At 72.7% G+C, this 10,287-nt stretch carries 11 protein-coding genes and 1 pseudogene; 4 read left to right on the top strand and 8 right to left on the bottom strand.

Translation table 11 applies throughout. The features are described from left to right. Positions 1-249: 249 nt before the first annotated feature. Entirely contained in the window at positions 250-1,323 is a 1,074-nt protein-coding gene (locus KN815_RS41160; protein ID WP_216346900.1) for an ATP-dependent DNA ligase, read from the bottom strand. 78 nt (positions 1,324-1,401) lie between these two features. Here KN815_RS41160 and ligD point away from each other — a divergent pair, with 78 nt between their 5' ends. Together ligD and KN815_RS41150 are read left to right on the top strand one after the other, a co-directional pair. After that, complete coding sequence (gene ligD, locus KN815_RS41155; protein WP_216346899.1) at positions 1,402-2,406, top strand: non-homologous end-joining DNA ligase; 1,005 nt, start codon at positions 1,402-1,404, stop codon at positions 2,404-2,406. Between the two features lie 74 nt (positions 2,407-2,480). Then, positions 2,481-3,476, top strand: a complete 996-nt coding sequence (locus KN815_RS41150) for a GlxA family transcriptional regulator (RefSeq protein ID WP_216346898.1) — start codon at positions 2,481-2,483, stop codon at positions 3,474-3,476. Here the strand turns inward: KN815_RS41150 and KN815_RS41145 are convergent. The 5 genes from KN815_RS41145 to KN815_RS41130 all read right to left on the bottom strand — a co-directional run bounded on the left by KN815_RS41145 (position 3,437) and on the right by KN815_RS41130 (position 8,451). Next, positions 3,437-4,237, bottom strand: coding sequence for an asparaginase (locus KN815_RS41145; protein ID WP_253209569.1), 801 nt, complete (start codon positions 4,235-4,237; stop codon positions 3,437-3,439). The two genes, KN815_RS41150 and KN815_RS41145, sit on opposite strands and share 40 nt — an antisense overlap. Further along, entirely contained in the window at positions 4,183-4,485 is a 303-nt protein-coding gene (locus KN815_RS51135; protein ID WP_253209568.1) for a hypothetical protein, read from the bottom strand. Before KN815_RS51135 ends, KN815_RS41145 begins: the two co-directional genes overlap by 55 nt. Positions 4,486-4,531: 46 nt before the next feature. Then, positions 4,532-6,640 carry a SpoIIE family protein phosphatase gene (locus KN815_RS41140; protein ID WP_216346897.1) on the bottom strand — a complete coding sequence of 703 codons (2,109 nt, stop codon included), beginning with the start codon at positions 6,638-6,640 and terminating at the stop codon, positions 4,532-4,534. Between the two features lie 98 nt (positions 6,641-6,738). After that, the gene (locus tag KN815_RS41135; RefSeq protein ID WP_216346896.1) at positions 6,739-7,593 is read right to left on the bottom strand and encodes a caspase family protein; all 855 of its coding nucleotides are present in this window, start codon (positions 7,591-7,593) and stop codon (positions 6,739-6,741) included. A gap of 228 nt (positions 7,594-7,821) precedes the next feature. Continuing rightward, on the bottom strand, positions 7,822-8,451 hold the full coding sequence (locus KN815_RS41130) for a TetR/AcrR family transcriptional regulator (protein WP_216346895.1): 630 nt from the start codon (positions 8,449-8,451) through the stop codon (positions 7,822-7,824). 115 nt (positions 8,452-8,566) lie between these two features. On the opposite strand from KN815_RS41130, the gene KN815_RS41125 reads away from it, so the two are divergent. Both KN815_RS41125 and KN815_RS41120 read left to right on the top strand, forming a co-directional pair. After that, positions 8,567-8,989 (top strand): nuclear transport factor 2 family protein, encoded by a 423-nt coding sequence (locus KN815_RS41125; RefSeq protein WP_216346894.1) that lies wholly within the window; start codon positions 8,567-8,569, stop codon positions 8,987-8,989. Then, positions 8,982-9,854: an NAD(P)H-binding protein gene (locus KN815_RS41120; RefSeq protein WP_216346893.1), complete on the top strand. Its 873-nt coding sequence runs from the start codon at positions 8,982-8,984 to the stop codon at positions 9,852-9,854. Before KN815_RS41125 ends, KN815_RS41120 begins: the two co-directional genes overlap by 8 nt. Before the next feature lie 19 nt (positions 9,855-9,873). On the opposite strand, the gene KN815_RS41115 is transcribed toward KN815_RS41120, so the two are convergent. Both KN815_RS41115 and KN815_RS41110 read right to left on the bottom strand, forming a co-directional pair. Continuing rightward, positions 9,874-10,092, bottom strand: a complete 219-nt coding sequence (locus KN815_RS41115) for a hypothetical protein (RefSeq protein WP_216346892.1) — start codon at positions 10,090-10,092, stop codon at positions 9,874-9,876. Between the two features lie 14 nt (positions 10,093-10,106). Further along, positions 10,107-10,287: pseudogene (locus KN815_RS41110) on the bottom strand (hypothetical protein); the annotation flags it as partial.

Raw genomic sequence — 10,287 nt, 5'->3', positions numbered from 1 at the left:
GCTGGAGGAGGCCGCCGAGGTGGCACGTGACTGGTTCGCACGGATGGCCAGGCACCCGGCCCGGGGCGGCAAGCGGTGACGCATGGCGGCTGAGCAGGTCAGCGGAAGTCCGCTACGGTTCGGGCAGCGCCCCGAAAGGGGCGCGGGGCTGTGTCGATGTGCGGCTCCGCCGCGCGGGCGCGACCAGCCACGACGGCGCCGCAGTCGGCCGACGACGAATCGCGACACTTCCCCCGGAGCGTTTAGCGGCTACGGGCCCGGGGCGGACCCCAGCACCTGGCGCAGATCGTAGGAGACCGGCTCCTCGAGCTGTTCGTAGGTGCACTGCCCGGGCTCCCGGTCCGGCCGCCAGCGCCGGAAGCGGGCGGTGTGCCGGAAGCGGCCGCTCTGCATATGGTCGTAGGCCACCTCGCACACCCGCTCCGGGCGCAGCGGCAGCCACGACAGATCCTTGACCCCGGTCCAGCGGCTGGGCGCGCCCGGCATCCGGCCCTTGGCATGGGCCTCCTCGCGCGCCCAGTCGGCCCACGGATGGCCTTCGACGGTCTCCATGGCCAGTGGCTCCAGCTCGGCCAGCAGCTCCTGGCGGCGGCGCGCGGTGAAGGCGGCGCTGACGCCCACGTGCTGGAGCCGGCCGGTGGCGTCGTAGAGGCCGAGCAGCAGCGAGCCCACGCCCTGGCCGGACTTGTGGACGCGGTACCCGGCCACCACACAGTCGGCGGTGCGCTCGTGCTTGACCTTGACCATCACCCGCTCGCCGGGTCGGTAGCGCAGGTCGGGGCTCTTGGCCACGACGCCGTCGAGCCCCGCCCCCTCGTAACTCTCGAACCACTGCCGGGCCACGTCGAGATCGTCGGTGCAGGGGGCGAGATGCACCGGGTCCCGGGCGTCGCGCAGCGCCTCGGTCAGCGCCTCGCGGCGCTCGCTGAGCGGGGTGTCCAGCAGCGAGGCGTCGCCGAGGGCGAGGATGTCGAAGGCGACGAAGCTGGCGGGCGTGTTCTTCGCCAGCAGCCGCACCCGGGAGTCGGCGGGGTGGATCCGCTCCAGCAGGGCGTCGAAGTCCAGCCGTCCGCCGCGCACGATGACGATCTCGCCGTCCAGGACGCAGCGCGGCGGCAGGTTGGCGAGCAGCGCCTCGGCCAGTTCGGGGAAGTAGCGGGTGAGCGGCTTGGTGGTGCGGCTGCTGATCTCGATCTCGTCCCCGTCGCGGAAGACGATGGCCCGGAAGCCGTCCCATTTGCCCTCGTAGCGCATCCCGGGCGGGATCGTGGCCACGGCCTTGGCCAGCATCGGCTCGACGGGAGGCATCACCGGAAGGTCCATGATGTCCGATTGTGCTCCCGTGGCGGGCCGCGCGCCCGCCGGGAGGCGGCCTCGGGCGGGCGGGCCTAGCGTGGCCGTATGGCAGAGTCGGTGGAGCTCACGGTCGGCGGTCGCACGGTGCGGGTGACCAACCCCGGGAAGGTGTACTTCCCGGAGCGCGGGTTCACCAAGCTGGACCTCGCCCGCTACTACCTGGCGGTCGGCGAGGGCGCGCTGCGGGCGCTGCGGGACCGGCCGACGACGCTGGAGCGCTATCCGGACGGGGTCGACGGGGAGTCGTTCTTCCAGAAACGGGCCCCGAAGAACCTCCCGGAGTGGATTCCGACCGGCCGTATCGCCTTCCCCAGCGGGCGGCACGCGGACGAGATCTGCCCCACCGAGACGGCGGCCGTGGTGTGGGCGGCGAATCTGGGCAGCCTGACCTTCCACCCGTGGCCGGTGCGGCGCGGGGACACCGAACACCCCGATGAGCTGCGGATCGATCTCGACCCCCAGCCGGGCACCGACTACGAGGACGCGGTACGGGCCGCGCAGGAGCTGCGCGAGGTGCTGGACGGGCTGGGGCTGCGCGGGTGGCCCAAGACCTCGGGCGGCCGGGGGCTGCACGTCTTCGTCCCGATCGCACCCGAGTGGACCTTCACCCAGGTGCGGCGGTCCGCGATCGCGATCGCGCGGGAGCTGGAGCGGCGGGCCCCGGAGCGGGTGACCACCAAGTGGTGGAAGGAGGAGCGCGGCCAAAAGATCTTTGTAGATTACAATCAGACGGCCCGGGACCGCACCATCGCCAGCGCCTACTCGGTACGCCCCCGCCCCCATGCCCCGGTCTCCGCGCCGCTGCGCTGGGAGGAGGTCCCCGACGCCCGGCCGCGCGACTTCGACCTGGCCACCATGCCGGTGCGCTACCGCGAGCTGGGCGATCTGCACGCGGACATGGACGAGCACGCCTTCCGCCTGGAGTCCGCGCTGGAGCTGGCCACGCGGGACGAGCGGGAGCACGGGCTCGGCGACCTCCCCTATCCGCCGGAGCATCCGAAGATGGCGGGCGAGCCGAGGCGGGTGCAGCCGAGCCGGGCCAAGAAGTGACGGGCCGGGCCGAGAAGTGATGGGCCGGGCCGAGAAGTGATGGCCGGATCCTCGGCGGCTGCGAGAATCGCGCCATGTCCGTCTTCGCTCACCCCGGCCGCCATCGGGTGGCGGTGCTGGTGCGCCATGGGCTGCTGCCGTTCGAGCTGGGCATGGCGCACCGGCTGTTCGGCCGGGCCGTATCGGCCGCCGGTGAGCCGCTGTACGAGGTGGTGACCTGCGCGCCGGCCCCCGGTGAGGTGCGCACCGACTCCGACGTCACGATGCGGGTGGCGCATGGTCCGGAGGCGCTGGCCGAGGCCGACACCGTGCTCGTCCCGGCCGCCAATGAACCGGACGAGCCACAGACCGAGGGCCGCCTGGGCGCCCCGCTCACCGTCGCCCTCGCCCGGATCCGCCCCGGCGCCCGGATCGCCTCGATCTGCACGGGGGCGTTCGTGCTGGCGGCCGCGGGGCTGCTGGACGGGCGCCGGGCGACGACCCACTGGCAGGAGGCCGACCGGTTCCGGAAGCTGTTCCCGGCCGTCGCGCTCGACCCGGACGTGCTCTACGCGGACGAGGGCGAGGTGCTGACCTCGGCCGGGGACGCCGCCGGTATCGATCTGATCCTGCATATGATCCGGCGCGACCACGGCGCGGCGGTGGCGGGCGAGGTCGCCCGCGGCTCGGTGGTGGCCCCGCATCGCGACGGCGGCCAGGCGCAGTTCATCCGGCGGCCGGTGCCGGAGCAGCGCGGCGGCTCCACCGGCGCGGCCCGCGCCTGGGCGCTGACCCGGCTCGACCGTCCGCCGACCCTGCGGGAGCTGGCCGAGCGGGAGTCGATGAGCGTACGGACCTTCTCCCGGCGGTTCCGGGAGGAAGTGGGGATGACCCCGGTGCAGTGGCTGACCCAGCGGCGCCTCGAGCGCGCCCGGCAGTTGCTGGAGGAGACCGATCTGCCGGTGGACCGGATCGCGGCCGACGCGGGGTTCGGCACCGCCGCCTCGCTGCGGCAGCATCTGCACACCGCCCTCGGGGTGTCACCGAGCGCCTACCGCGCCACATTCCGCGGCAGCTCCGCCGCACCCTGAGGACGGGCCGTGAACTGGCCGGTGCCCAGGGTGTGGAACCACGTCTGGATCCGATGCTCGTCATGGGTGGTGGCGAGCGAGAGAAGCAGCAGCAGCCGGGCCTTCTGCGGGGTCAGGTCCTGGGCGCCGATGACGCGGTGGACACCGGGGTCGTAGACCGCGCCGGAGCCGGTGCGCGAGGCGGAGACCATGACCACCCCGTTCTTGACGGCGTCGTCCCGGGCCTCGGTCATGGCCGGGGAGAGGCCGCCCGCGCCGGTGCCCGCGGTGACGATCCTTTTCGCCCCGGCGTCGGCGAACGCCTTGATGGCCTGGGGTCCGGCGCCTTGGTAGCTGTAGGCGATGTCGACGTTGGGCAGTGGCCGCCGGGCGATCCGGTCGAGGTCGAACGGGGTCTTCCAGGCGGGCTTGCCGCACTGCTCGACCCGGGCCGGCGCACGGTTGACGCGGATGTGGTTCTGGTCGATGACGCCGAGTTCACCGCTGCTGCCGCTGCGATACGCGTTCAGCCGCAGGGGGTCGGACTTGCGCACCTCGCGGGCGGCGTGGATCTGGTCGTTGAGCATCACCACGGTGCCGAAGCAGGTGGTGCGCCCGCCGGCGGCGAGGTGGATCGCGTTGTAGAGGTTGGCCGGGGCGTCGGAGCCGACCACTGTCCAGGGCCGCATGGCGCCGGTGAGCACTACGGGCTTGTCGCTGCGGACGGTCAGGTCCAGCCAGTAGGCGAACTCCTCCATGGTGTCGGTGCCGGTGGTGACCACATCCGGTTCACCTCGGGCCTGAGGTCGTTGACCAGCCGGTACACCCGGAGCTTGCCCGCCTCGTAGTCGTCGAAGGACACCTTGGACTTGCTGACGCCCGCGATGGTGCCTCCGGTGCCGATGACCGCGACCTTGGGGGTGGGCCTGGGGTGCGGCGGCTCAGCGGCGCCGGCGAGGGAGGCCGTGGTTCCCAGGGCTACGGCCACCAGGGCGGTCACTACGGTGAAGCGGCGGGCGAGCTGAGCCATCGGGACGTGGTTTCATCGATGGGGTGGGTGATGTGCCGGCCCTTCTTCAGCCACCTTCCACGGTAACCAGGGACGTCTCCGGCAGGCGCGGGCTGCGCAGCCGGGCCAGCAGCAGGGCCACATCGTCGTCCGGCGCCCCGTGCAGCGCGGCCAGCACCTGGTCGCAGATCCGCTCCAGCGGGCCCTGGTGGCGGCGCAGCAACTGGACCAGGGTGTGCAGTCCGACGTCGATGGACTGATGGCGCTTTTCCACCAGGCCGTCGGTGAACAGGGCCAGCAGCGCCCCCTCGGCCAGCTCCCGCTCCACCGAGGCGAAGGGGACGCCGCCGACGCCCAGTGGTGCGCCGGTGGGGATGTCGATCAGCTCGGCCTCGCCGCCGGGCTGCACCAGCACCGGTGGCAGATGGCCGGCGGTGGACATCTCGCACCGCCCGGTGCGCGGATCGCAGACCGCGTAGAGGCAGGTGGCGATGGACTCCCCCAGGCTGGGCGTGATCTCGTCGAGATGGCACAGCACCTGGGCCGGGGGCAGATCGAGCCGGGAGAAGGCCCGGGTGGCGGTGCGCAACTGGCCCATGATCGCCGCGGCGTGGATGCCCTTGCCCATGACGTCGCCGACCACCAGCCCGACCCGGCCGTCCGGGAGCGGCAGCACATCGAACCAGTCGCCGCCGGCGGCGCTGACCGCGGGCAGATACCGGGAGGCGATCTCCAGGCCCTCCAGATCGCGTGGCTGCTGGGAGAGCAGGCTGCGCTGGAGGGTGAGCGCGGCGTCGCGTTCGCGGGCGTAGAGCCGGGCGTTGTCGATGCACAGGGCGGCGCGGATGGCCAGTTCGCAGGCGAGGGTGAGGTCCTCCTCGTCGAACGGCCGGGGGTTGATGGTGCGGTGCAGGCTGAGGGTGCCGAGCACACTGCCGCGGGCGATCAGCGGGGCGGCGATGTAGGAGTGCACGCCCTCGCGCAGCAGCACCCGGGCGGCGTCGTCGTTCCGGGCGATCCGGCGTACGTCCTGCTCGGTCACGTGCGGCACCAGGATCGGCCGGGCCTCGCGGACGCACTGGGTGATCAGCCGGGTGGGTTCGTAGTGGGCGATCTCGCCGACCGGGTCCGCCGCGTGGACGGCCTCGGTGGGGTAGCCGGCGGCGACGGCGAGCGCCCGGAAGCGGGCGGAGCCGTCGGCCCACACCCGGGGCGTGGCCTCGCGGTGCACCACGGAGTCCAGGACGTCGACGGCCGCGAGGTCGGCGAGCCGGGGCACGGTCACATCGGCGAGTTCCTGGGCGGTCTGCCGCAGATCCAGCGTGGTGCCGATGCGGACGCTGGCGTCGGCGATCACGGCCAGCCGCTCGCGCGCCTCGGCGATCTCGCTGGTCTCCCGGTGGCGCCGGGAGATGTCCATGATGGAGACGGCGACGCCCAGGATCCGGCCGCTGGGGTCCTCCAGCCGGTAGTACGACTCCGACCAGGCGTGGTCATGGTCGGGGTCGGCGGGGGTCCGGCCGATGCTCTGCTGGTCCAGCAGCGGTTCACCGGACTCCAGCACATGCCGCATGGCGGCCTCGATGGCCTCGACGTCGAGCCCGGGCAGCACCTCCCCGAGGCGGTGGCCGCGCACCTGGGGCTCGGGGATGGAGTTCATCTGCTGGAGGGCCGGGTTGGCGCGCAGCCAGCGCAGCTCGGTGTCGAACACCGCGAGCCCCACGGGCGACTGTCCGATCAGGAAGCCGGATACGGCCAGATCGGTCTCCAGCCGCCGTACGGTCCCCTCGTCGGCGGCCAGCCCGAGCGCGTAGCCCTCGCCGTGGGCGTCGCGCAGGCCCATGGTGTGGAACTCCACCTTCAGGGTGGAGCCGTCCCGGCGGCGGACCGGGAAGAGGCCGGCCCAGGTGTCACCGGCCCGTACGCGTGCGAACAGCTCCACGGCCGCCCGCCGGTCCTTCGGGTGGACCAGCAGCTTGTCGGCGCGGCGCCCCAGCGCCTCGGCCGCGCGATAACCGAACAGTTGCTCGGCCTCCGGGCTCCACAGCGCGATCCGCCCCTCGACGTCCAGCGCCACGGCGGCGACCCGCAGCAGATCGAGCACACCTCCCGAGGCGGTCGCCATGCTGCCGATACCCGCCTCGTCCTCCTGGTCAACACGGTCATGCGTGGTCATACCGGCACCTCACCGGCTCGCCGTGCCCTTCTACTGTCATACCTCGCTCGGCGGGCCGCCGCACACGGGTATGACGCGGGCACGCTACAGATCCCGGTTCAGATGGTGAAGGGCCGCTGCCGGGCGAATGCGGAGTTCGGCGCACCCACCTGGAAGAGGTGGGGCGTCTGGTCGGGCGGCATCCGCTTGACGATCTCCCGGTGCAGTCCGCGGTAGCTGCCCGCGAAGGCACCGCCCCGCCAGACCTCGAGCAGGGTGGCGGTGAACAGGCCGTTGACGATCCCGTCGGCGGAGGTCTGGTTGTCCTGGCAGCCGGAGATCCGCAGCACGCTGGCGTCGATCTTGGCGCGGTCCTTGGCGGTACGGGTGTTCTGAATGCGGTCGTAGGCGTCCCGGTCGCGCCGGTAGACGGCGGACTGCACCGACTGGGGCATGGCCCGGATCCTGCGGCCGACCTCCGCGGGATCGGCGGTGCTGAACCGCCGGTCCAGCTCCTGGGCGCTGAGCATCTCGGGCAGCCGCCGGGCCACGGTGCCGCTGTGGCAACTGTCGGAGAGCAGCCAGATCCGCACCCCCCTGGCGAACTTGCCGAACAGCTCGAACAGTTCGTCGTCGACCAACTGCCGGTCGTGGAGCACCCAGGTCTCGTCGAGCCGGTCCCCGGTCTCGTCATGGTTGAGGTCGGGCACCTGACCGCCGTGGCCCGAGTAGGTGAGGAAGAGGATGTCCCCCTCGGCCAGCCGCCCGGCCGCGGCCTCCAGGGTGGCGGTGACCGTCTCCGCGGTGGCGGCCGGGCCCAGCAGCGGGTCGGTCACATCGAACCCCGCGGCGTCGGCGATCCCTGCCATGTCGACGGCGTCCTGCTCACAGGCGCCCAGCTCACCGCTCCAGCCGTCGTACACGGCGGGGTCGACCTGATTGAGTCCGATATGGACGGAGAGGCCGGTAGACATGGGGGCTCCTAGGGTCGAGGACGCGCGGCGGCTCACCACCGCTCGTCACTAAGCGATGATGCGCGGCCGCGCACCGCCATGCCCTGTTCTCCGGCCCATCCGGAGGAGACGCCCGGTGGAGAGGAGCCTCGTCAAGGTGGCGCCCGGCTACCTTGGCGTCCCGTACGCCCTCGGCCCCGCGCAGGCCGTCACTCCCCGCGCGGCGCCATCACTCCCCGCGCGGCGCCGTCACTCCCGCGCGGCGCCGTCACTCCCGCGCGGCCGGGCGCCCAGGGCCCGCAGCGCCATATCGGCGGCGCGCTCGAAGTAGCCGGGCTCCAGGACCGCCCCACGGGCCGAGACGCGCCAGTAGACCAGCCCGCCGAGCAGATCGAGCGCCAGCTCGCGGTCGAGGTCCCGCGGCAGCTCACCGCGCTCGGTCGCCCGGTCCAGCAGGCCGATGGCGCGGGCGCGCCGCGGCTCGCCGACGCAGCGGGCCAGGGCCTGGAACAGCTCCTCGTCCCGCTGCGCCTCGGCGATCAGGTCCGGCAGGATCCGCGAGAACCGCGGATGGGTCAGCCAGTCGGCGACCGCGTGCAGTGCGGCCAGCACATCGCCGCGCAGGGATCCGGTGTCGGGCTCCTCGACCAGGGCGACGCTCAGCTCCGACACGACCGCGATGACCATCCGCTGCTTGGAAGGCCACCGCCGGTACAGGGCGCTCTTGCCCACTCCGGCCCGTTTGGCCACGGCCTCCATCGACAGCCGGCCGTATCCATGCTCCGCGAGCTCGTCCAGAACGGCCTCGGCGATGGCGGCGGTCTTGTCCGCACGCAGGGTGGCGGCGCCGCTCGGGGGGCGCCGGTTGGTGTCCGACATGGCGTCAAGATTAACAGATGGACAGGACGGTACCGTCTCGTTCTATGATATGCGGACGGGACGGTACCGTTCCGTCCGTTGATTGTGGCATGACCCTGCGAGAAGGAAGTACGTCATGGATGACCGCATCAAGGTGTTCGAGCGGGCGAAGGAACTGCTGCTCGACCACGACATGATGGGATTCGCGGATCTGTGGGCCGTCGACGGCACCATGGAGTTCCCCTTCGCCCCGGCCGACCGGCCGCGGCTGCTGGAGGGGCGTGCGGCCGTGCGCGAGTACGTGCGGGACTACGCCGACCACATCGATCTGCGCGCCGTCGCGCATCAGGTCATCCATCGCACCGAGGACCCCGAGGTGCTGATCGTGGAGTTCTCGATGGACGCCGTGGCCGTCTCGTCCGGCCGCCCGCTCCGCCCCTCGTACGTCGCCGTCATCACCGTCCGGGACGGCGAGATCGCCTCGTACCGCGACTACTGGAATCCGCTGATGCTCAGCGAAGTCGACTTCGGCGCCGAGGAGGACCGGACCAATGGCTGAACCCACCGTTCTGGTCCTCGGCGCCACCGGGAACACCGGCTCCAAGGTGCTGCGGATGGTGCGTGCGGAGGGCACGCGGGCGCTGGCCGCCACCCGGCGGCCCGAGGCGGCGGCAGCGGCCGGGGTGAGCGAGGCCGTCCGGTTCGACTGGCACGACCCGGCCGGCCATGCGGCGGCGCTGGAGGGCGTGGAGCGGATCTATCTCGTCTCGCCCCTCGGGGTGGCCGAGCCGCGTCCCGTGATCGAGCCGTTCCTGAACACCGCTGTCGCCCAGGGCGTACGACGGGTGGTGCTGCTGAGCTCCTCCGCGGTCGCCGACGCACCCACGGGCCTCGGCGCGCTGCATGCGCTGGTGAAGGAGACCGTTCCACAGTGGGCGGTGCTGCGGCCCTCGTGGTTCATGCAGAACTTCACCGGTGACCATGCGGTGGCCCATGCCATCCGCGGCGACGGCGAGATCGTCACCGCCACCGGGGACGGCAAGGTGGCCTTCGTCGACGCGACGGACATCGCCGCCGTCGCCACCCGCGCCCTGCTGGACGAGCGCCCGCACAACACGGACCACGTCATCACCGGTCCCGAGGCGCTCGGCTACGCGGAGGCGGCGCGCATCGTGGCAGAGGTCTCCGGGCGGCCGACCCGCCATGTCGCGGTGGAGCCCGGGGAGTTGCGGGAGAGGCTGACGGCGATGGGGATCCCGTCGGAGTTCGCCGCGGTGCTCGCCGGGCTCGACGAGGACATCCGGCACGGCGCGGAGGACCGGACGACCGACACCGTCCAGCGGGTCACCGGGCGCGCTCCGCGCTCCTTCCGCGCCTTCGCCGAGGCACACCGCGCCGCCTTCGCCCCGGCGCCCGCGGCCTAGCCCCCTGTCCGGCGGACCGTCACGGGCCCGCGGCGCCCATCGCTGATGGCGAGGCGCCGAGGTCCACCGGACAGGGCCTGAGCAGGTCGGAGGAAGTCCGCTGCGGTTCGGGCAGCGCCCCGAAGGGGCGCGGGGCCGTGTCGATATGCGGCTCCGCCGCGGCTGTGTCGATATGCGGCTCCGCCGCGTGGAACCAGCCACGACGGCGCCGCAGTCGGCCGACAACGCATCGCGACACTTCCAGCGGAGCGCCTAGCGGAACAGCGCGTCCGGGAGGCCGGGCCGGTCGGTGGCCTCCTCCAGGGCGGCGCGCAGGGTACGGCTGTCGGTGAGCGGGCCGCCGGGCCGGATCAGCCAGACATGGCCCTGCCGGACACAGCCGGGCCTGGGGCAGCGCAGCACCCGCCCCGGCCCCGCCGCGGCCACCGCGCGG

The organism is Streptomyces niphimycinicus (genome assembly GCF_018883605.1).
GTDB classification, from domain to species: Bacteria; Actinomycetota; Actinomycetes; order Streptomycetales; family Streptomycetaceae; genus Streptomyces; species Streptomyces niphimycinicus.
Note: the sequence above shows the minus strand (reverse complement) of the source record. Positions and strands in the feature narration are given on the sequence as shown.

Excerpts from the sequence above, each read along its gene's own strand:
- KN815_RS41160 (WP_216346900.1), bottom strand. The coding sequence starts at position 1,323 with ATGGACCTTCCGGTGATGCCTCCCGTCGAGCCGATGCTGGCCAAGGCC.
- ligD (WP_216346899.1), top strand. The coding sequence starts at position 1,402 with ATGGCAGAGTCGGTGGAGCTCACGGTCGGCGGTCGCACGGTGCGGGTG.
- KN815_RS41150 (WP_216346898.1), top strand. The coding sequence starts at position 2,481 with ATGTCCGTCTTCGCTCACCCCGGCCGCCATCGGGTGGCGGTGCTGGTG.
- KN815_RS51135 (WP_253209568.1), bottom strand. The coding sequence starts at position 4,485 with ATGGCTCAGCTCGCCCGCCGCTTCACCGTAGTGACCGCCCTGGTGGCC.
- KN815_RS41140 (WP_216346897.1), bottom strand. The coding sequence starts at position 6,640 with ATGACCACGCATGACCGTGTTGACCAGGAGGACGAGGCGGGTATCGGC.
- KN815_RS41135 (WP_216346896.1), bottom strand. The coding sequence starts at position 7,593 with ATGTCTACCGGCCTCTCCGTCCATATCGGACTCAATCAGGTCGACCCC.
- KN815_RS41130 (WP_216346895.1), bottom strand. The coding sequence starts at position 8,451 with ATGTCGGACACCAACCGGCGCCCCCCGAGCGGCGCCGCCACCCTGCGT.
- KN815_RS41125 (WP_216346894.1), top strand. The coding sequence starts at position 8,567 with ATGGATGACCGCATCAAGGTGTTCGAGCGGGCGAAGGAACTGCTGCTC.
- KN815_RS41120 (WP_216346893.1), top strand. The coding sequence starts at position 8,982 with ATGGCTGAACCCACCGTTCTGGTCCTCGGCGCCACCGGGAACACCGGC.